17 protein-coding genes are annotated in these 20,238 nt (G+C 55.1%); 10 read left to right on the plus strand and 7 right to left on the minus strand.

Annotation, left to right across the window (positions count from 1 at the left end):
• Nucleotides 1-158: 158 nt before the first annotated feature.
• On the minus strand, nucleotides 159-1,085 hold the full coding sequence (locus tag B4113_RS08635) for a 1,4-dihydroxy-2-naphthoate polyprenyltransferase (protein WP_051962738.1): 927 nt from the start codon (nucleotides 1,083-1,085) through the stop codon (nucleotides 159-161).
• 169 nt (nucleotides 1,086-1,254) lie between these two features.
• Between B4113_RS08635 and B4113_RS08640 the strand changes: the two genes are divergently transcribed.
• From B4113_RS08640 to B4113_RS08660, 5 genes are all read left to right on the plus strand, one after another.
• Nucleotides 1,255-2,634 carry an isochorismate synthase MenF gene (locus B4113_RS08640; RefSeq protein WP_033844411.1) on the plus strand — a complete coding sequence of 460 codons (1,380 nt, stop codon included), beginning with the start codon at nucleotides 1,255-1,257 and terminating at the stop codon, nucleotides 2,632-2,634.
• Nucleotides 2,627-4,381, plus strand: a complete 1,755-nt coding sequence (gene menD, locus B4113_RS08645; RefSeq protein WP_033844410.1) for a 2-succinyl-5-enolpyruvyl-6-hydroxy-3-cyclohexene-1-carboxylic-acid synthase — start codon at nucleotides 2,627-2,629, stop codon at nucleotides 4,379-4,381. Before B4113_RS08640 ends, menD begins: the two co-directional genes overlap by 8 nt.
• Nucleotides 4,372-5,184 carry a 2-succinyl-6-hydroxy-2,4-cyclohexadiene-1-carboxylate synthase gene (gene menH / locus B4113_RS08650; RefSeq protein ID WP_369802244.1) on the plus strand — a complete coding sequence of 271 codons (813 nt, stop codon included), beginning with the start codon at nucleotides 4,372-4,374 and terminating at the stop codon, nucleotides 5,182-5,184. The genes menD and menH overlap by 10 nt, the downstream gene beginning before the upstream one ends.
• Nucleotides 5,185-6,003, plus strand: a complete 819-nt coding sequence (menB, locus tag B4113_RS08655; RefSeq protein ID WP_033018311.1) for a 1,4-dihydroxy-2-naphthoyl-CoA synthase — start codon at nucleotides 5,185-5,187, stop codon at nucleotides 6,001-6,003.
• A 95-nt stretch (nucleotides 6,004-6,098) separates the two neighbouring features.
• Nucleotides 6,099-7,580 (plus strand): o-succinylbenzoate--CoA ligase, encoded by a 1,482-nt coding sequence (locus tag B4113_RS08660; protein ID WP_033844408.1) that lies wholly within the window; start codon nucleotides 6,099-6,101, stop codon nucleotides 7,578-7,580.
• A gap of 239 nt (nucleotides 7,581-7,819) precedes the next feature.
• Here B4113_RS08660 and B4113_RS08665 read toward each other — a convergent pair whose 3' ends face one another.
• Both B4113_RS08665 and B4113_RS18770 read right to left on the minus strand, forming a co-directional pair.
• The gene (locus tag B4113_RS08665) at nucleotides 7,820-8,014 is read right to left on the minus strand and encodes a hypothetical protein (protein ID WP_033844407.1); all 195 of its coding nucleotides are present in this window, start codon (nucleotides 8,012-8,014) and stop codon (nucleotides 7,820-7,822) included.
• Nucleotides 8,015-8,080: 66 nt separating this feature from the next.
• Nucleotides 8,081-8,242, minus strand: a complete 162-nt coding sequence (locus B4113_RS18770) for a DUF1540 domain-containing protein (RefSeq protein WP_081897246.1) — start codon at nucleotides 8,240-8,242, stop codon at nucleotides 8,081-8,083.
• Between the two features lie 164 nt (nucleotides 8,243-8,406).
• Here B4113_RS18770 and B4113_RS08670 point away from each other — a divergent pair, with 164 nt between their 5' ends.
• From B4113_RS08670 to B4113_RS08685, 5 genes are all read left to right on the plus strand, one after another.
• Entirely contained in the window at nucleotides 8,407-8,697 is a 291-nt protein-coding gene (locus tag B4113_RS08670) for a DUF2325 domain-containing protein (RefSeq protein ID WP_033018307.1), read from the plus strand.
• Between the two features lie 338 nt (nucleotides 8,698-9,035).
• Nucleotides 9,036-9,509, plus strand: a complete 474-nt coding sequence (locus tag B4113_RS08675) for a hypothetical protein (RefSeq protein WP_033844406.1) — start codon at nucleotides 9,036-9,038, stop codon at nucleotides 9,507-9,509.
• Nucleotides 9,510-9,703: 194 nt separating this feature from the next.
• The gene (locus B4113_RS19525; RefSeq protein WP_153017144.1) at nucleotides 9,704-9,973 is read left to right on the plus strand and encodes a hypothetical protein; all 270 of its coding nucleotides are present in this window, start codon (nucleotides 9,704-9,706) and stop codon (nucleotides 9,971-9,973) included.
• 32 nt (nucleotides 9,974-10,005) lie between these two features.
• Nucleotides 10,006-12,084 (plus strand): hypothetical protein, encoded by a 2,079-nt coding sequence (locus B4113_RS08680; protein ID WP_061912406.1) that lies wholly within the window; start codon nucleotides 10,006-10,008, stop codon nucleotides 12,082-12,084.
• 96 nt (nucleotides 12,085-12,180) lie between these two features.
• Nucleotides 12,181-14,139: a beta-propeller fold lactonase family protein gene (locus tag B4113_RS08685; protein ID WP_081897245.1), complete on the plus strand. Its 1,959-nt coding sequence runs from the start codon at nucleotides 12,181-12,183 to the stop codon at nucleotides 14,137-14,139.
• A gap of 259 nt (nucleotides 14,140-14,398) precedes the next feature.
• Here the strand turns inward: B4113_RS08685 and B4113_RS08690 are convergent, their stop codons facing one another.
• The 4 genes from B4113_RS08690 to B4113_RS08705 all read right to left on the minus strand — a co-directional run bounded on the left by B4113_RS08690 (nucleotide 14,399) and on the right by B4113_RS08705 (nucleotide 20,068).
• Nucleotides 14,399-15,430 carry a cytochrome d ubiquinol oxidase subunit II gene (locus B4113_RS08690; protein WP_061912407.1) on the minus strand — a complete coding sequence of 344 codons (1,032 nt, stop codon included), beginning with the start codon at nucleotides 15,428-15,430 and terminating at the stop codon, nucleotides 14,399-14,401.
• 269 nt (nucleotides 15,431-15,699) lie between these two features.
• A complete protein-coding gene (locus tag B4113_RS08695; RefSeq protein ID WP_061912408.1) occupies nucleotides 15,700-17,049 on the minus strand; it encodes a cytochrome ubiquinol oxidase subunit I in 1,350 nt (449 codons plus the stop codon).
• Nucleotides 17,050-17,467: 418 nt separating this feature from the next.
• Complete coding sequence (locus B4113_RS08700) at nucleotides 17,468-18,490, minus strand: metal ABC transporter substrate-binding protein (RefSeq protein WP_033844398.1); 1,023 nt, start codon at nucleotides 18,488-18,490, stop codon at nucleotides 17,468-17,470.
• Nucleotides 18,491-18,850: 360 nt separating this feature from the next.
• A complete protein-coding gene (locus B4113_RS08705) occupies nucleotides 18,851-20,068 on the minus strand; it encodes a GTP-binding protein (protein WP_033844397.1) in 1,218 nt (405 codons plus the stop codon).
• Nucleotides 20,069-20,238: the final 170 nt, after the last annotated feature.

The following is a 20,238-nucleotide window of genomic DNA, read 5'->3' on the forward strand; positions in this document are numbered from 1 at the left end:
AGAAACACTTACCGGCGGGGCGCCCGCGGCGTTCCGTCAGCCCTTTATAAGGTTAGTATGGGCGAAAACGAAAAAAAAACACGGTCAGAGGATGAAGCCGACAGCCAGCCGGTTTATGTTTGTCAGCATAAAAAACACGGCCACATGGTGACCGCGTGTTACAGCCAATGGCTGATCAACAAGCCGATGGCGAGCAAAAAGCCGAATTGCGTATTCGTCTCCGCTGTCGCTTTCATGGCCGGCATCATTTCCAGCGGTTTGACTTTGCCGATAAATCCCCGCGTCGCCGCCACCGCCTTTCGAACGCTGACTAAGGCGAGCAGCGCCCAAGGAGGAACGGTGCCAATGATCACAAGTCCGACCGTCCAAAGAAAGGCGGCGACAAACATGAGGGCGAGCAAGCGTACCGCCCAAACGCGCCCGACCAGAATGGCGAGCGTCTTTCTCCCTTTTTCGCGGTCGCCCTCTAAGTCACGGATGTTGTTGGCCAGCAAAATGGCACCGACGAAAATCGCCAGCGGGATCGAGACATAAACGACATCGGCGTGAATGGCGCCGGTTTGGATGAAATACGAAATCAAGATGATTAAACACCCCATAAAAAACCCAGCTGCCAGCTCGCCAAACGGAGTGTAGGCGATCGGAAACGGTCCGCCAGTGTAAAAGTAGCCGGCCGCCATGCAAATCGTGCCGACAGCGGCGAGCCACCAGCTGCTTTCCATGCAGATATAGACGCCGATCAGCATCGCCACCCCTAGGCAGCCAAACGCCAAGGCGAGCACGGTTTTGGGCTTGAGGCCATCGCGGACGATGGCGCCGCCAATGCCGACGGATTCAGGTGAATCGAGACCGCGTTTGTAGTCATAATATTCGTTGAACATGTTGGTCGCCGCTTGGATGAGCAGCGAAGCCAAAAGCATCGCAGCAAACAGCAGCCAGTCGACTGATGTGTCGCCAAGCGCCAGCACCGTGCCGACGCAGACGGGCACAAACGCCGCTGTCAGCGTGTGCGGACGCGTCAGCCGCCAAAAGACGCGCCAGTCGCGGCGGGCTGGCGGGCGTTGGTCCATCGTTAACAGTTGCATGTCCCCATTCCCCTTATATTCCGTGAAAGTACGGTTCGTTTACGTTCAAAATAAGTGTAGGAAAACGGTGAAAGCGTGTCAACCCTTTCCGATAGATAAATTATTTCCTACTATATATAATGGGAAGTGGGATGGGGAAGGAACTTTGCGAAAGAAAGCGTGAGGATGAATGGCCATTGGATTTCGACATCAGCTTCAGCAACAATTGCATAAATGGGCGGCGCGTGCAGCGAGGCCGTTTGTCAGCTGGACGGAACCGTGGGAACACATCGATCCGGTTTCTTTTTTTATGCAAGGGCCGGCGTGCGGATTTCGCGAACGGTTTTTTTGGTCGAATCCAAGCGGGACTACAGTTCTAGTCGGTCTCGGCTCGGTATGCACATTGGAGACGGATAACGGCGATGACCGGTTTGCCGAGATGGAGGCGAAGCGTCAAGAATGGAGCGAGCGCGTTGTCAGCTATGGCGAAGTCCATCAGCCGCCGCTCTTGTTCGGCGGGTTTTCGTTTGATCCGCATCGGGAGCGAACCGGTTTATGGAGTCGTTTTCCGGCCGCTAAGCTCATCGCTCCGGCGGTGCTTCTTACCGTCCGCAACGGGCGGGCACAGCTGACGGTGACGGTGCCTGTCGGCGGAAAAGGGGAGCGGGAGATGGAGCGGGTCGGACGGCTGTTGGATCGCGCTTCACTGCGCGCGGATGCTCCGGCGGCGCTGCCCACGCTTGTTTCCGATGTTGAGGAAGCGAGTGATCGTTGGCTTGCCGCGGTGCGTGAGGCCATCGGGCAAATTCGCGCCGGTTCATTGGACAAGGTGGTGCTGGCCCGCGCCCGCCGCTTGCGGTTCACAGAACCGCCTGATCCGGCCGCCGTGCTTCTCCGCCTGCGCGAGCAGCAGCCGTTTGCCTATTTGTTTGCTTTTGAACAAGATGGCCGCTGTTTGATCGGCGCTTCTCCCGAACAGCTTGTCGAAAAGGCTGGGCTGACATGCGGCTCTGTATGCTTGGCCGGATCGGTGCGCCGCGGCGCCACTCCGAATGAGGACGAGCGGCTTGGCGCGTGGTTGCAGGCGGATGTGAAAAATCGTGAGGAGCATCAATTCGTCGTGCGTATGATTCACCGCCTTTTTTCCTCGGTCTGTGAGGCGGTGGAAATGCCCGCACGGCCGCAGCTCCTGAAGCTGCCGCACATTCAGCATTTGTGCACTCCGGTCGTCGGCCGTGGTTGCCGCGAGCCGTCTGTGCTCAGATTGGTGGAGTTGCTTCACCCGACACCAGCGCTTGGTGGATCGCCGCGCGAACGGGCGTTGGCGGCGATTCGCTCCCTTGAGCCGCTAGATCGCGGGTGGTACGCTGCTCCGATCGGTTGGGTGAACAGCGAAGGTGACGGGGAATGGGCGGTCGCCATTCGCTCTGCGCTGCTCGTTGGTAACGATGCTGTTCTGTTTGCCGGCTGCGGCATTGTCGCTGATTCGGACCCGGACAGTGAGTATGAGGAAACAGCGGTGAAAATGAGACCGATGCGATCCGCTTTAGGGGTGATGGATAATGACTAAGGCGTTATCGTTGTACGTGGCTGCGTTGGTCGACGGCTTGGCGCAGGCTGGGGTGACCGAAGCGGTCATCAGTCCGGGGTCGCGCTCGACGCCGTTGGCGATGGCGATCGCGGCTCATCCTAAGTTTCGCTTTTGGATGCACATTGATGAGCGGTCCGCCGCGTTTTTTGCCCTCGGCATGGCGAAAGCGAAGCAGCGGCCGATCGTGCTCGTATGCACATCCGGGACGGCGGCGGCCAACTATTGGCCGGCCATCGTGGAGGCGCACTATTCGCGGGTGCCGCTGGTCGTGCTGACGGCCGATCGCCCGCACGAACTGCGCGATGTCGGAGCGCCGCAAGCCATTGACCAACTGCATTTATACGGACGATATGCAAAATGGTTTGTCGACTTGGCGCTGCCGGAAGAGACCGATGCGATGATCGGCTACGCGCGGACGATGGCGGCGCGGGCCGCGGCGATGGCGGCAAGCGCCCCAGCTGGTCCCGTCCATGTCAACGCCCCGTTTCGCGAGCCGCTTGTTCCCGAGATCGATGATGGCGTTTGGGAGAGCGTGCGGTCCGTTTCCAAAGCGCCGCAAGTTCTGAGCGGTCGTTCGATGCTGGCCGGCGACAGTGCGGCGATGGTTTACGAGCAGTTAGCGGCGGCCGAGCGTGGGCTGATTGTTTGCGGGCCGCTTGATCAGCCCGGCTTTGCTGAAGCGGTGACGGAGCTTGCGCGCGCGCTGGATTTCCCGATTCTCGCCGATCCGCTTTCCCAGCTACGCGCCGGCTCGCATGACAAAACGTATGTGATTGACAGCTACGACGCCATATTGCGGCAGGAAGCGGCCGCTTCCCGCCTTGTCCCGGACGTGGTGCTTCGCTTTGGCGCCATGCCGGTGTCGAAACCGCTCTTTTTATGGCTGAAACAACATCGCACTATCCGGCAAATCGTCGTCGATGACGGTGGCTTTCGCGATCCGACGTTAGCGGCTTCGTGCTTCGTCCATAGCGATGCTGCGGCGTTTTGTCGCCAGCTGCTTGGCCTGGCTGAACCGAAGCCGCGCGCTGGCGCTTGGTCGACCGTTTGGAGGGAGATCAACGCTCTCGCCCGCACCGTGCTGCGGGAGCGTCTGCCGTCTGACGAATGGTTTGAAGGAAAAGTGTTCGCGGAACTCGCTGAGCTGCTGCCGCCCGGTGCGGCGCTCTTTGTCGGCAACAGCATGCCAATTCGCGATGCCGATACGTTTTTTTGGACCAACGACAAACCGATTCGCCTGTTGGCCAATCGCGGCGCCAACGGTATCGACGGTGTCGTCTCGAGCGCGCTAGGCGCCAGTGTGGTCACGGATCCGCTTGTGCTCGTGATCGGCGATCTGTCGTTTTACCATGATGTCAATGGGCTGTTGGCCGCCGCCATGCATCGGCTGTCGGCAACGATCATTTTGTTGAACAACAACGGTGGGGGCATTTTCTCCTTTTTGCCGCAGGCTCGCTATGAAGGAGCGTTCGAAACGCTGTTTGGCACGCCGACCGGTCTATCGTTTCACCATGCCGTTCATCTATACGGAGGCCGCTATGCCCAGCCTCATACATGGGAGGAATTTCGCCGCCATGTCTCAGCAGCGCTCCACAGCGGCGGCCTGAATGTTGTCGAAGTGCGGACGTCGCGGGCGGAAAACGTCCGTATGCATCGACAGCTATGGGATGAGGTTTCCCAGGAAATTGCGAAATTTCTCGAACAAAGAGGAACGGAATCGATATGAAACTGAATGGGATTGATTACCATGTGGAACAATATGGGGAAGGGGAACCGCTGTTGTTGCTTCACGGGTTTACCGGCAGCGCTGACACATGGCGTCCGCTACTGTCGCATTGGTCGAGTTGGCACTGTATCACCGTCGATCTGTTGGGGCATGGGCGGACCGAAGCGCCGGCCGCTGCTATGCGCTATCGAATCGAGCGGGCCGCGGCTGATTTGGCGGCGCTTCTTGATCAGCTCGGCCTCGAACAGGTGAACGTGCTCGGGTATTCAATGGGGGGACGTCTAGCTTTGGCGTTTACTATTTTTTATCCGCACCGCGTCCGCCGTCTCATTCTTGAAAGCAGTTCACCGGGGCTGAAAACAGAAGCGGAGCGGCGCGCGCGGCGAGAAGCGGACGAGGCGTTGGCGCGCCGGATTGAACAGGAGGGCGTGCGCGCGTTCGTCGACTATTGGGAGCAGCTTCCATTGTTTGCGACACAACGGCGGTTGCCGGCGCCGGTGCGGGCGGCGCTTCGCCGTGAGCGGCTTCGCCATACGGCGGTGGGGCTGGCCAACAGCTTGCGCGGAATGGGCACCGGCGTGCAGCCGTCGTTTTGGGAGCAGCTTGGCGGGGTGCAGCAGCCCGTTCTTCTCCTATGTGGGGAAGAAGATGAGAAGTTTTGTCGCCTAGCGACCCAAATGCAAGAGCGGTTGCCAAATAGTGAACGGATGTCCGTGAGTCAAACCGGACATGCAATTCACGTGGAACAGCCCGAGATTTTTGCTAAAATAGTAAGTGAATTCATGACAAAGGGGGAATTGTGAATGCCGTTTCCATGGGTGAAGCAGTATGAGTATGAAGACATTATTTATGAAACGTACGACGGCATCGCCAAAATTACGATCAATCGTCCGGAAGTACATAACGCGTTTCGGCCGAAAACGGTGAACGAAATGATTGATGCGTTCACGAAGGCGCGCGATGATGCGGACATCGGTGTCATCATTTTGACCGGCGCCGGCGGCAAAGCGTTTTGTTCAGGCGGCGATCAAAAAGTGCGCGGCCATGGCGGATACGTTGGCGAGGACGAAATTCCGCGCTTGAACGTGCTCGATTTGCAGCGGCTCATCCGCGTCATTCCGAAACCGGTCATCGCGATGGTCGCTGGCTATGCGATCGGCGGCGGCCACGTGCTTCATGTCGTCTGCGATTTGACGATTGCGGCTGACAACGCCATCTTCGGACAAACCGGCCCGAAAGTCGGCAGCTTTGACGGCGGTTATGGCGCCGGCTATTTAGCGCGCATCGTCGGCCATAAAAAAGCGCGCGAAATTTGGTATTTGTGCCGCCAGTACAACGCTCAAGAGGCGCTCGAGATGGGGCTCGTCAACAAAGTCGTCCCGCTTGATCAGCTTGAGGAAGAGACCGTCAAATGGGCGAAGGAAATTTTGGAAAAAAGCCCGACCGCCATTCGCTTCTTAAAGGCGGCGTTCAACGCCGATTCCGATGGGTTGGCTGGCATCCAACAGCTCGCTGGCGACGCCACCCTTCTTTTCTACACGACCGAAGAGGCGAAGGAAGGAATGCGGGCGTTCAAGGAAAAACGGAAACCGGATTTCGGCCAATTCCCGCGCTTCCCGTGAGCGCTGCCAAGCAGCTTGACCTCGTACGTCGAGCTGCTTTTTCCCTATTAGGACGGTGAAAAACAGTTGACAAACGAAGAAACGGAGGGAAGCCGATGACGATGATGCCGAATTGGCTGAAGCAACGGGCGTTTTTGACGCCGGAGCGAGTCGCGGTTAGCGACGGAAAGCGGTCAAAAACGTTTGCGGCGCTTCATGAAGCGGCGGCCGTTTGGGCGCGCCGTCTCGCTCGGGTCGGTGTCAAAGAGGGCGAGATCGTCGCGCTGTTGATGAAAAATCGCATCGAAATGGTGGAGCTCGTTCACGCCTTGTTTTTCCTTGGGGCTCGGGTGTTGCTGCTGAACGTGCGCCTGACGGCTTACGAACTCGGTTGGCAACTTGACGACAGCGGCGCCCGGCTCGTCATCGCCGATAATGATTTGGCGGGGCGATTGGGCGGCGACGGCCGCGTTCTATCGGTCGAAGAACTGGCGGCGCTTCCGGAAGCGGAGGTCGATGAGAAAGAGACGTGTGATCTTGACGATGTGGCGACGATCATGTATACATCCGGCACCACTGGAGCGCCGAAAGGAGTAATGCAAACGTACGGCAACCATTGGTGGAGCGCGGTCGGATCAGCGCTTAATTTGGGCGTGCAGGAGAACGATTGTTGGCTTGCCGCCGTGCCGCTCTTTCACATCAGCGGTTTGTCGATCGTGATGCGCAGCGTCATCTATGGCATGCCGATGCGCTTGCAGCCATCGTTTGATCCGGAAGAGGCGAACGACTGGATCATGCGTGGCGAGGTGACAGTCATGTCGGTCGTGGCGGCGATGTTGCAGCGGTTGCTTGCGGTGCTTGGGGATGCGCGTTATCCGGATACGTTCCGCTGTATGCTGCTAGGGGGCGGGCCGGCGCCGCGGCCGCTTTTGGAGGCGTGCAAAGACAAGGGCATACCGGTGTATCAAACGTACGGCATGACGGAAACGGCATCGCAAATAGTAACTCTTGCCCCGGAATACAGCTTGACGAAGCTCGGTTCGGCCGGCAAGCCGCTCTTTCCCGCTCAGCTTCGCATCGAGAACGACGGAAAGACGGCCGCTCCGTACGAAGCGGGGGAAATTGTCGTCAAAGGGCCGAACGTGACGAAAGGTTACTGGCGCCGCCCTGAGGCAACAGCGGCCGCGATTCGCGACGGCTGGCTGTACACTGGCGATATCGGTTACTTGGATGAAGAGGGATTTTTGTACGTTCTCGACCGCCGTTCCGATTTGATCATTTCCGGAGGAGAAAACGTCTACCCGGCTGAAATCGAGGCCGTCCTGCTTTCGCATCCGGACGTTGAGGAAGCGGGGGTGACCGGTATCGAGGATGAAACATGGGGGCAAGTGCCGTGTGCCTTCGTCCGCCTCAAACCGGGCGCCGCAGCGGATGAAGAAGCGCTGCGCGCGTTCTGTCGCGCGCGGTTGGCAAAATACAAAGTGCCGGCCCGCATTTACTTCGTCAACCGGCTGCCGCGCAACGCCGCGCAAAAATTGCTGCGCCGTGAACTGAAAACGCTCATTCCGGCCGAGGAAAAGCCAGCGTCCCATCCGTAGCGGGCGCCGGCTTTTTTTCTAGGAGGCTGGTGATTTCGTGCGAAAACGACTGATGCCACTCATTTCTCAATTAGAAAAACCCTGCAGAACCAGTTTTCTCTTCTGAATGAAAATGCCATCGATTGGTGTGTGACCGCGGTTTTTCACCGGACTTCTAGAAAGTGGGTGAACAACAGGGGTTGTCCTCATCCATGAGCGAACGGGTGAAAAAGAAGAACCGATGGTGCAAGGATTCAGGCCTACTCGTCCATCAGCCCGAGCTCGGCGGCGCGGTCGGCGACAAGCCGTTCGATATCCGGCGGCAACCCATCAAATGCCCCGATTTCATATTCCCATAAATTAGTGAACGAGTTGATGTGGAGCAAAGTGGTTCCGCGGGCAGCCCGCTTCATTTCCGATCGAAACGCTTGAATGAGGCTTAGGCGCTTATTCATCGTCAATCCCCCTTACATGAGGTAAGCGCTGCCCGCTGAAACAGGCAGCGCTCGATGGGTTGGACGTTACGCTTCATCCGCAGGAATGAAGGTTTTGCAGTCTGTTTCCGATGAATCCGATGCCATCTTTCCCGTATGGCTGACGACATAAATGGCCTCAGCGCTGCAGCGATTTCCTTCCGCCCAATAGTGGCAGTTGCGCACTTCACAAAGAACATCCTTCGCCATCAGTCATCCCCCTTGTTGTCATGAAATCGCCTGCATCCATAGTATGGCGCTTCCCGGCGAATTTATGAATGCAATCGTTGGCTAAAACGAAGGTTTTTATTGACATAGATAATCATTCTCAATTAAAATAAAAACAAAACGATTGGGAAAGGAGAATGGCGTTTATGGCGTCGTTGCTTGTCGTTGGAGCTGATCATTTGGGCAACATTTCCGATAAATTGGCCGATTCTGGATTTCGCGAGATCATTCATATTAGCGGTCGAAAAGTGAATATGGTAAGACAGGACATTCCTGAGCACGTTGATGCCATTTTAGTGATGATCGATTACGTGAACCACAATTTGGCGAAAAAAGTGAAAGAAAAAGCGAAAAGCAAAGACAAGCCCATTTATTTTGCCAGACGGTCATGGAGCTCGATTCACTCAGTCATTCAACAGTTGGAAGCGCACCGATAAATGTTTTTTCCGGGCAAGCGGGAAAAAGGGTGATCGAAGCATCGGCACACTTGAAAACACAAGTTCTTTTTTCATCTGCTCTCATTGGGCAACGAAACAGCCTTTTTTACCGCCCTTGTAGGAGCGGCTGAATCGCTGGCAAACGACGTGGCTGCATCGCATCAGGTGTCGTTTTCTGTTCCTTCGGTCAACGATGAGAAGCCCTTTCTGCGAACGGAGGCAAAGATGGATAAGCTGCTTTTCACAGTGAATACGTACTGCGCCATATTTACACTAATGCGTCGAAGGTGGATAAGCTGCTTTTTGCCGGTGATAAAAGATACGAGGAGGTGGCAGCGATGCCAACGGGACATCAGGAGTTGCCAAGCGCTGGGATTGGCGCTGTTCACCGTTTTCTCCGCTGCGTCGTCAAGGCGTATTGCGAAACCGCCCCTTCCTTGCGATCGCCGCTAGAGTTGCTCAAGCTGATCGAGATGTATCGCCCGCTCCTGTCGTTGTCGGCGTTTCCAACCCCGCTGCACTACGGGCTTGTGTTGGCGAAAGTGACCGATCATTTGCTGCAGTTTTTTGGCGCGGCCGAGGAAGCGGTGTACCGGCCGATCGGAATGGCTGCTGAAGCTGAGGAACGAGTGTACATCATTTACCGCGACCGCGTCCGCGTGCTGTTATGGCAGGAAGAAGAGGAAGCGATTCGCCGCTGCAAAGAAACGGCTCCAGCTGTATGTCAAAAAGCGGCTGGATTTTGCCCATGCGAGCTGGAATGCTGCTTTTTATGGACAGGGGGTCGGCGCATCGAATGGATTTCCGCTTGAATGCGACGAGATGACGACGTATAATGGACATTGATGAGAATGAAAATCGTTATTTAATAAAGCCCCCCTTTTCTTTGGACGATCTTGAAGGCTGGTGAAAAGCCGCCCATTCCCTTAACCAATGAGAGAATGAGCGGAAAGCAGGACCGATGCAACAAGGTTTTTCGAATTGAGAAATGACATGGTAAAGCCGTTTGCGCGATTACATCATCAGCCGCCTTGAAAAAAGATCCTTCTCTCTGACCGATGAGGAGGGGAAGAAGCGATTTCCGTTTGAGAAACTAGGCTGGAAAGCGGTCTGCGTGATTCAATCATTAGCGTCTCCCGCAAAAAGCGACGGTGTTCAGCCATGGTTTTCAAGCGGTACGGAAAAGGGGAAGACCATCCAGATCCATCGCGGCAGACCGGCATGGCGGGAACGGCGGTTTTTCTTTCGCAACAGCAACCGTGCTGGGATCTGCTAAACGATCATCAATGATGTTTGGGGGAACGAACGATGAAACGCATGCCTTGGAAAGTGATGGCGACCTCGGCGGCGGTGTCGCTGCTGTTGGCGTCCGGCTGTTCCGGCGTCGGGGAAAAAGAGGACAAACGTTCAGCGGAAGCGCCGCGTCTGCACGTGCCGGTAGCGGACGATCGGTTTGATACGGCCGGCAATATGTTTGCCTACTCGGAGTTTGAGCTTTCCGGCGAACCGCTGGCGGAAGGGCTCGGACTGGACTTGGATACGCTCGATGCTAGGAAACTTGACAAGCCGACGAAATTTGACTATACGGCCGGCATCGAGTCGTACGAGTATTCGGAAGAGGCGATGTACGAAGTCGTGGAAAAGTCCGGGCTCGGACTTCATCTCATTCACGGTCCGATCGCCAAAAAGCGCGCGGAACAACAGCAAAAGCCTGCCGATCAGGCGCTTGCCGACCGTTTTTATGAACTTGCTGACAGCGTCGGCTATCCGCGCGAGGAAATTTTCCGCAACATGTTTCCGACGTTCATTGAATATGCCGGCGGCGACCCGCATTATGCGCAGAAGGTCGACACGGACGTGTACGCGGAAAATGATGACGGCACATACGTTCCTGTCTATCAAGTCGATTTTCAATCGCTTCGTTGGGATCGCGGAAAAATGGAGAAAGTGCTCACGCCGGCAGCTTACGGCGGCGTCTTTTTGAAGCAGGCGCTTTGGGCTGGTGACTTTTTGGGCAATTTCCACCAAAAAGACAGCGACGAAGAAGTGGAAGCGAAAACGCCAAATGATGATCGAAGCGGGAACGTCGCTCTTGGTGTCAGCTCCGCCGACGGGCTGCAAGGGATGATTTTGACGGAACAAATATGGAACAAGCTCGCTTTTATCCGCGATCATTTGTTTTATGATGCGAAGCGACAAATGTTGACGAATGCAGCGGGCAGCCGCTACAATCCAAGCGGCGGATTGGTCTATTTGCCGCACGCCGTGGAAGTGGCCGAAGGGGGAAGCGAGCGAGCGCCGGATGCGGCGAAGCTGGTCGTCAAAGATCCCCGCAGCTTGCTTGCCGATCAATGGCTGATGCTTTGGCCGGCGGCGGAGTTTTTCGGCATGACGGATCAGCGCCCGGAAAACCAAAACCAAAATCCGGCGTTTTTGGCCGTGTTTGATGGAAGCCCGTTCCCGAAAGCGGCGAAGGAAAATGTCGATGCCGATCGAGCCAACGACCGCACGGCCGACGATCCGTATTCCGTCAACCGCGACGTGCTGCTGCAAGTCTTTCGCAACATCGATGCCATGCATTTCAACGAACAAGCGGGCGCGTTTGTGACCGAACATGACGGCCATGCGCAAGGAAAGCGGGTCGATACGTTCCACGCTGGTTATACGATGGAAGCGCTCCGCATTTTTGAGCGCGCCATTGATGGGATGCCGGTCGGCTATGCGAGCGGCGAGAGCGCCAAAGGGCTCGGCACGCCGGAAGGAAAGCGGGCGCTTCAGATGATCCGCCGGCAAGCGGACTTTATTTTGAAACAGTTGATGCGAAAAGACGGGTTGGTGGCTAACGGCTATACGATCGGCCAAGGGCCGGATCAAGAGGAGCCGACGCTGCTTGCTCAGCTTGGCGCCATCCGCGGGCTGACGGCGGCGTTTTTGGCGACAAAAAACGAAGCATACCGCGATGCGGCGCGCCGTGTTTACGAAGCGATGGACCGCCATTTTTGGGATAAAACATGGCATGTGTACCATACCGGCGAAAAAGAGGACGAGTACACCCCATGGCTCGCCGGCGCGTTGTCGGGCGTGTTCCGCGTCGCGCTGCAAAACTTGAACAACGACCAAGCCGGTGAGACGGCGAAAGCATTGGAACGCGAAACGATCATCTCCCGCTACGTCGACTTTTACGACCGGATCGTCGACGGGCCGACGCTTGCAGAAGGGATGCAGGCGAGCGAGTTTTGGGATACGGGGGATGTGTACATCAAAGGAAAAACATTGGGCAACACCGACCGCGATCATGTGCCGCAAGTGCAGTCAGCCGGCGGCAAATACGGCATCGCGCCGGTGCTGCGGACGGTCAAAATCAAAACCGGCTCCGACAGCAATTAACAGGAATGAAAAGCGGCGGATGGGATTGAGATTCGCCGCTTTTCTTTGTAAAATTGAGGATGGTTATCATTTTCGTAAAAAGACGGGGGAATGGAAATGCGCACATGGTGGTTCGCCGTGGCGGTGGCCGTCTTGTTGGCCGGCTGCCAAGCTGAGAAAGCGTGGCAAGAAAAGCCGAAAACGACAAGGCACGCCCCGGCGCACGGCGACAATATCGCCATCAGCAGCGACGGACGCTATGTCTATACCGCCAACATTGACGTTGATACGGTAACGATCGTCAATACGAAAACGAAGAAAAAGGAGGCGGAGATTCCCGTCGGCCGCGAACCGCGCCAGCTCGCACTCAGCCCGGATGGCCGGACGCTGTACGTTTCCTGCATGTATGATGATGAAGTGGACGTGGTGTCGCTTGCCAAGCGGAAAGTCATCGATCGTTGGAAAACGGGCATCGAGCCGTTCGGCATCGTCACGAGCCCCGACGGGACGGAAGTCTACGTAGCCAACTACCGCTCAGGCACGGTCTCGGTGTTTGACGCCGAGAACGGGAAGCGAATCAAAGACATCCGAGCAGGGGACCGTCCGCGGGCACTGGCGCTGACAGCGGACGGAAGGAAGCTGTACGTGACACAATATTTGGCCGCGAAAATCACCGTGATTGACGCGAAAAAACGGAAGGTCATCAAGGAAATCGCCCTCGCCCCGTCGCCGGATCAAGTCGACCGGAAAAAAAGCCAAGGCCTCCCGAACACACTCGAGCAAATCGTCATCGCGCCGGACGGGAAGAAGGCGTACGTTCCGCATTTATTGACGAACGTCGACACGCCGATTCAATTTGAGGAAACGGTGTTTCCAGCCATTTCGGTCATTGATGTGACGAACGACGTTGAGTTGACGAACGAGCGGAAAGAGCTGTTTGCCGCCATCAATGTCACCGATGTCCATAACGAGACGATCATCGTCTCCAATCCGTACGATGTGGCGTTTTCGCCGGACGGCGGCAAAGCGTACGCGATCATGTCCGGCAGCGAGGATCTCGTCGTCTTCGACTTGCGCCGCGGCGGCAAGGCGACGCAAATTTTGCGCCGCATCCACGGCAACAATCCGCGCGGGGTGGCGATTTCGCCCGCGGGAAACGTCTTGTACGTCCACAACGCCATGAGCCATGATGTCGCGGTGATCAACACCGGCGGGAAAAGCCCGTATGCGAAAGCGAAGCAGGAAGACGGCCCGATCCGCCTCATTGCCAAAGATTCGCTCTCTCCGCTCGTGCGCGAAGGGAAAACGATCTTTTACAGCGCAAACAGCGACGAATTCGCCATCAATATAACGGGGAATAACTGGATGAGCTGCGCGTCGTGCCATAGCGACGGCGACATCAACGGCTTGACGCTTATGACCGCGAAAGGGCCGCGCAACGTGCCGAGCAACATTTTGGCGACGAAAACGGGGCTGTTTATGTGGGACGGCTCGCGCGACGATTTTACCGACTATATTCATACGGTGCAAGGCGAGATGGGCGGCATGATGGCGATCGACCCGTCCAAGCCGCTGCCGCCGAACGTCCAGCATATGTTTGACGCCATGCTCGCCTACTTGAATGACCCCCGCTCCTTCCCGGTGCCGAAAAGCCCGTATCGAAAGGCGGACGGCCGTTTGACGGAGGAAGCGCAGGAAGGGGAGCGGCTCTTTAACGGGAAAGGGAATTGCTTACGCTGCCATGGGGGCGAATATTTCACCGACAGCGGCAAAGCGGTCGGGCCGGACGGCAAATTGACGACTGCCAATACCGCCTATTTGCATGATATCGGTACGGCCAACCCGAAGGACCGCGCCTCCCAAGGCGACGCCCGCGCCCGGTTCACAAACCCGCGGACGCCGAAGCAGTGGGATACGCCGACGCTGCGCGGCGTCTGGGCGACCGCTCCGTATTTGCATGACGGCAGCGCGAAAACGATCGAGGAAGCGATCCGCCGCCATCGGACGAAAGAAGTGTCGACGTTGACGCCGGGGGAAATCGCGGCGATCGCCGCCTACGTCCGCTCGTTGCAATAGCGAGAGAAGACGGCCTGGCGGGGTTCCCGTCGCGCGGCGGTCTGGGGAAAGGCGCCTCTAGCTGTGTGGAGCGCCTTTTCCCATTTATTTTGGCCGCGCGTTTTCTGTGAAAATCCCACGCCGGCGAGCGGTGATTTTCATCCCCGGGTGGAGGGCAAACCATTGCCCATGGATCTTTCCGTGAAAATGCCGAACTGGCGCGGATTTTCATCCCTAGGTGAATGGAAAATCGTGCTGCCCATGGAATTTTTCTGTCTGTTTATTTTGGCCGCACATAGCGTTTGTCGTGCATAAACAGCCGCCAGAAATAGACAAAGCCCGGAAACAAAATCAGGAAACCGACGATGTAGGAGACAAACAGCGCCCGGAACGTGTCGGGATGGGTAAAGGCCGACTCGATCGTCACATCTGGATACACCATATAGGGCAGATGGGCTTTTCCATAGGCGTAACTGGCGAGAAAATACTGAATAACAATCGCAATGACCGCCAACCGCGGCCGCCCCTGCACGCCCGGATGCTTCGCCGACGGCAGCAGCAACGCCATGCCCGCGGCGGCGAACATCGCTACCGAGCCGGCGAGCCAAGGCCAATACTCCATCATGTTGTCATACAGCCATGCCGCTTCGTTGCGCATCGTCAACATGATGCCTCCGGCCATCAGCAGCGAAATCGGCCCCGTGATCCAAGCGTTGCGCCGATACAGGCGGTAGGCTTCCCGATCTCCGGCTTCAAGCGAATAATCCGCCAATAAAAGAGAGGAGAGAAACAGCGTGCTCGAAATCGCAAAGCCCATAAAGGAATAGGCATGGGCGCTCGTAAAAAAGCGTTTCAAATCGAGCGTCGGAACGCCCGCATCGACCTCGATGAACGTTCCATGCGTGATCGGCAGCACGCTGATAAGCAGAGCCGGGATGATAATGCCGGTGAGGCCGGAAATATAAGTGAGCGCTTTTTCATATTCTTTCGCCACGTGGGCAAAGACCAAGAAAGCGCTGCGGATGGCGAGCAAGATCAAAATGATGCTGCCGGGGACAAGCAGCACCGTCCCAAGCAGAAAAGCGGCGCCGGGAAAAAAGCTGAACAAGGCGACGACAATCGCGACGATAAAGACATTGGTCACCTCCCAAGTGGGCGATAAATAGCGGTTGGCAATTTTCGTGGCGTTCGCTCTGGCGCGATGGATGTAGATCATCGACCAAAACCCGGCGCCAAAATCCATCGTCGCCATGACCGCATAGATGAAAATAAATCCCCACAGCACTGAAACAGCGATCAACTCGTTTGTCATCAACGTTCTCCTTTCTAGGGGGGCGGTGATTTACTCACGCAACCGCTTCTCGCAATCGTTTCTCAAATAGAAAAACCGGTTGCATCAGCTTCTATGTTCAAGCGTTCCATCATCGATCAAGGCAAACAGCGTTTTTTCACCAGCCTTCTAGGAGGCTGGTGATGTCATCGTGGATATGCCTTTACAATGAGAAAAACCTTGTTGTATCGGTCCTTCTTTCGGCACATTCTCCCATTGATGAAGGGGCTCAGCCGTTTTTCACCAGCCTTCTAGACGGACAACGTGTCCTCGCCAGGCGATGGTCGCAGGTCATCCGCCACCGGATGGCGGCGGAAATAGTAGCGAAGCACGAGCACGACAGCGATGCTCAACAAAACGTAAATGGCCACGAACAACGCGAACAGGAGCGCTAAATTTTCCGTTTGCGTGACGGCGTCTTCTGTTTTCATCATCCGGTAAATGACCCATGGCTGTCTTCCGGTGCAGGCGAAAATCCAGCCGCATTCAATGCCGATTACTGCCAGCGGCCCAGCGGCGACGAAACTGTAGAGAAACGAGCGCGGAAAATCGAGAGAAGCTCGCCGCTTTTGCCAAATCCAAGCCGCGATGGATAAAACCAAAAGAAACATGCCGATCCCTACCATGGCGTTGAACAGCGTATGGACAAACAGCGGCGGCCACCATTCTTTTGGAAAGTCGTTCAGCCCTTTGACGACCGTGTCGAAACGGTTGCCGGCTAAAAAGCTGAGCGCCCATGGAATTTCGATCGCCCATTTGACCGATTGCGTTTTCGGATCGGTCCATCCGCCGATGGCCAGCGGGGCATGGGATTGGGTGTCAAACAGCCCTTCAGCGGCGGCCAGTTTTTCCGGCTGGTATTCATGCAGAAGCTGGGCGGATTCATGGCCGTTGATCGCGGTCAGCAGCGAGAAGACGCCGCCGATGGTCAACGAGAGCTTGAGCGCCTTTTGGTGAAACCGGCGCACTCGTTTGTCCTGTCGGGCGCGCAATAACTGATAAGCGGCGATGGAAGCCAACACGAACGCCCCGGTCATATAAGCGGACAAAACGACGTGTCCGGCCGTGACGAAAAAGCTTGGGTTGAAAAAGGCCGCCCACGGGTCGACATCGACGATTTCACCGTTTTCGATCCGAAATCCCGCCGGTGTGCCTTCAAACGCATGGACATTCGTAATCAAAATGGCAGAAGCGCTGGCGCCGAGAGCGACAAAACAGACGCTGACAATCCGCATCCATGGAGAGATGCGGTCAGCGGCGTACACATAAATCGACATGAACAGCGCTTCAATAAAAAAGGCGTAAATCTCAATTTGAAACGGAAGCGACATCACCTTTCCGATCACTTCCATAAACCCCGGCCATAAGAGCGACAGCTGCACCCCGGCGATAGTGCCGGACGGAATGGCGACCCCAAGCAAAACCGCCAATCCTTTCGTCCACCGTTTCGCCATGACGGCGTAATCGCGGTCTTTCGTCTTCTGGTACAGAAGCTCCGCCAATAAAATCAACAGCGGAATTCCGACGCCTAGCGTGGCAAAAATGATATGAAAAGCCATCGTCGTCCCGAATAAGCTGCGGGCAATCACCAAATCATCCACGTTCAGCCATTCCTTTCTTTTTTTTCTTTATGGTTTGCCAATGTTTCGTAAGTTATTCCGAATGTCGGCTTTTCTGTTGCCGCAAGAGAAAAGAGCAAGAAGAAGGAAGTTCTCGCCGGTCAAAGGTGCAAAAAGCGGGACGTTCTTAATGCGCTAGCTTGGGGCTTGAAATAGGCGTGATGTTGAGCGGGGCGTCAAGCGTTCGTTCTTAACCGCGCTGGCTTGGAGGGGTGGTGATTTACTCGTGGATAAGGCTTTGCCATCTCATTTTTCAACGAGAAAAACCTTGTTGCATCGGTCCTGCCCTCATTGCTGAAGGGAATTAGCGGTTTTTCACCGGACTGTTGGGGCAAGCGCGAGGCCATGCGGCGACAAAAAAAGGCGTCTCATCGCTGGTTGAGACGCCCTCGGGATGTGGTTATTGAAGCGCTGTTTGCAATGTGCGAATATTTTCCTCCATGATGGAAAAATAATCGCTCCCCGCTTTTCGATCTTCAGTGGTCAGCGATTCTAAGTTATGAAGACGGAGCGGTTGGGCGCCGAGTTCGTTTTGAATCACTTCCGCTGTTTTCGGATGAACGTTTTGCTCAAAAATCATATAGCGGATCTGATGTTGTTTCGCCGTTTCGATCAGCTGCGCCAGCGCTTTTTGCGACGGTTCGTTGCTTGGCGACAGCCCGGAAACGCTCAGCTGCTTGATGCCGTAGCGGTCTTCCCAATATCCATACGCTTGGTGGGAGACAAGAATTTCTTTTTTCGGCGCTTTTTCGATGACCGATCGGAACTGGGCGTCAAGACGCTCGAGCTTTGTTTTTACGGTTTCGAAGTTTTTCTGAAACTGCGCTTTTTTTTCCGGCTTCAGTTCCGTCAGCAGATCGCGAATGTTCTCGGCGATCACGATCGAGCGGATCGGATCAAGCCACACGTGGGGGTCTCGGTCACCGTGTCCGTGGCCATGGTCTGCCTCATCGCCTTCGCTGTGTCCGTGGTTATGGTCTGCCTGATCGTTTTCGCTTTGTTCGTCTTTGTGCGCTTCGTCATGCTCATGTTCGTGTTCATCGTTGGCTTCAAGCCATTCAATGCCTTCGGTGGCCACGAAAAATCGGACATGCTCATGTTGCAACGTTTCTTTCAGCTTTTCGGCGAACGGTTCCATTCCTTGGCCGATGTAAATGAAAGCGTCCGCCTCGGCAATTTGCTGCACCGTTTTCGTCGTCGGTTCGAACGTATGAGCTTCCGCCCCCGGCGGATATACGCTTTTTACGATTACCGCGTCGCCGCCGATCTTTTTCGCAAAGTCTTCGAGCGGATACACCGTCGTGTAAATCGTCAGTCGGTCTTTCGATGGTTGCGCTTCGTTTGTCTCCGGATTCGATTGACAGCCGTACAGCCAAGCGCTCAGCGTCAAAAGGAGAGACAAAAGGATGGACGTTGTTCTCATAGGGAACTCCTTTCTTATACTGACAGATGTGTGTGTGTTATTTTATCGTAATGATTACGATTTGAAAATGATCAATTGTCATTGATCAAGACGGCAAATACTGCCGTTGCCAGCCCATCAGCGGTATTTCGCCAAAAAACTGCTCTTTGCCCCTAGAAGGCTGGTGAAAAACAGCTGAATCGCTTAACCAATCGGAGAATGAGCGGAAAGCAGGACCGATACAACAGCGATGACATTGTCAAGGACTATCCACGATTCAATGACCAGCCTGCTAGGTGATTTTTACGGGAGTTTGGCGACCCGGTTCTGTCTCATCGATTGCGGCAAAAACGCAAACGGTTTCCGCCAAGTTTTGCGTTATTACGAAATATCTAAAGCAGCAGGCGGCGCGAAGTCATCGGAAGGAACGAATGAAGGGAACGGATTCGGAAACAAAGTCCAATCTTCCTTCATCTCGTCATCGGTCAGCAAACATTGATCCAACGAGCGTGCGATGTCATCCGCATTCATGTCAATACCGATGAACACGAGTTCGGTCATGCGATCGCCGTAGGTCTCATCCCATTTTTCCCGCCATGTCCCCTCTTCTTGCAAGAACAGTTGTCTATCTTCCTCTGGATAGGAGGCGATCCATCGTCCTGCTGCTTGGATGGAGACGGATGTTCCCGCTTGGGATAGGAGAACGCATACGTCATTCCAAGGTGCAAGCCAAAGAAAGCCTTTCGCGCGAACGACCTCTGTTGGCCAGTTTTCAAACCAATTCATCAACCGTTCCGGATGAAACGGCCGCCTTCTTCGATACACAAAAGAAGAGATGCCGTATTGCTCGGTCTCGGGGGTGTGCTCTTCATTCAGCTCTTTGATCCAACCGGCTGATTGGCTCGCTTTTTCAAAATCAAATAAGTGAGTGTTTAAAATGGAATCAAGCGGCACTTGGCCGAAGGTTGCCGGGATGATGACGGCTTCTGGATTGAGCTTGTGAAGCACGGTTTGTAATTTTTGCGCTTCCTCTGGCGAGACAAGATCGATTTTATTGACAATGATGACATTGGCGAATTCGATTTGTTCAATGAGCAAATCCGCGATTTCCCGGCTGTCCGTTTCAGCGACGGCCTGTTGACGGTCAAGCAAGGTTTCGCCTGAGGAAAAGTCCGCCCAAAAACGATTGGCATCGACCACCGTCACCATCGTGTCTAAACGGCATTTTTTCGACAAGTCGATTCCCAGCTCTTCGTCTAAATAGGTAAAGGTTTGAGCGACGGGAATCGGTTCACTAATTCCGGAAGATTCAATGACAATATAGTCGATCCCCCCATTTTCAACGAGCTGGTCGACGGCTTTGATTAAATCCTCTCTCAAAGTGCAGCAAATACAGCCGTTTTGGATTTGCACCAGCTTTTCCTCGGTGCGGAAAAAGCCGTTTTGCCGAATCAGCTCGGCATCAATATTGATTTCGCTCATATCGTTGACAATGACGGCGATTTTTTTTCCTTCGCGATTGTGCAAGATATGATGAAGCAAGGTTGTTTTTCCAGCTCCTAAATAACCGCTTACTACCGTGACAGGAATTTTGTTCATCTGTCCAGCCTCCTCCTTGAAAATAGTAATCATTACGATTTAACAAGATTGATCATACAAAAAAATGAACCAAATGGCAAGAGGGAAGTGATTTTGTGGCTTCTCATCAAAAGAGGTGTTCGACTTGTAAAGACAAATATGATCGCCGTATTGAGCAAACGGCGGGGGGG

The organism is Geobacillus sp. B4113_201601 (assembly GCF_001587475.1).
Classification (GTDB): domain Bacteria; phylum Bacillota; class Bacilli; order Bacillales; family Anoxybacillaceae; genus Geobacillus; species Geobacillus icigianus.

What these genes read in the sequence shown, in the direction of transcription:
- B4113_RS08635 (WP_051962738.1), bottom strand. Translation starts at nt 1,085, where the DNA reads ATGCAACTGTTAACGATGGACCAACGCCCGCCAGCCCGCCGCGACTGG.
- B4113_RS08640 (WP_033844411.1), top strand. Translation starts at nt 1,255, where the DNA reads ATGGCCATTGGATTTCGACATCAGCTTCAGCAACAATTGCATAAATGG.
- menD (WP_033844410.1), top strand. Translation starts at nt 2,627, where the DNA reads ATGACTAAGGCGTTATCGTTGTACGTGGCTGCGTTGGTCGACGGCTTG.
- menB (WP_033018311.1), top strand. Translation starts at nt 5,185, where the DNA reads ATGCCGTTTCCATGGGTGAAGCAGTATGAGTATGAAGACATTATTTAT.
- B4113_RS08660 (WP_033844408.1), top strand. Translation starts at nt 6,099, where the DNA reads ATGACGATGATGCCGAATTGGCTGAAGCAACGGGCGTTTTTGACGCCG.
- B4113_RS08665 (WP_033844407.1), bottom strand. Translation starts at nt 8,014, where the DNA reads ATGAATAAGCGCCTAAGCCTCATTCAAGCGTTTCGATCGGAAATGAAG.
- B4113_RS18770 (WP_081897246.1), bottom strand. Translation starts at nt 8,242, where the DNA reads ATGGCGAAGGATGTTCTTTGTGAAGTGCGCAACTGCCACTATTGGGCG.
- B4113_RS08670 (WP_033018307.1), top strand. Translation starts at nt 8,407, where the DNA reads ATGGCGTCGTTGCTTGTCGTTGGAGCTGATCATTTGGGCAACATTTCC.
- B4113_RS08675 (WP_033844406.1), top strand. Translation starts at nt 9,036, where the DNA reads ATGCCAACGGGACATCAGGAGTTGCCAAGCGCTGGGATTGGCGCTGTT.
- B4113_RS08680 (WP_061912406.1), top strand. Translation starts at nt 10,006, where the DNA reads ATGAAACGCATGCCTTGGAAAGTGATGGCGACCTCGGCGGCGGTGTCG.
- B4113_RS08685 (WP_081897245.1), top strand. Translation starts at nt 12,181, where the DNA reads ATGCGCACATGGTGGTTCGCCGTGGCGGTGGCCGTCTTGTTGGCCGGC.
- B4113_RS08690 (WP_061912407.1), bottom strand. Translation starts at nt 15,430, where the DNA reads ATGACAAACGAGTTGATCGCTGTTTCAGTGCTGTGGGGATTTATTTTC.
- B4113_RS08700 (WP_033844398.1), bottom strand. Translation starts at nt 18,490, where the DNA reads ATGAGAACAACGTCCATCCTTTTGTCTCTCCTTTTGACGCTGAGCGCT.
- B4113_RS08705 (WP_033844397.1), bottom strand. Translation starts at nt 20,068, where the DNA reads ATGAACAAAATTCCTGTCACGGTAGTAAGCGGTTATTTAGGAGCTGGA.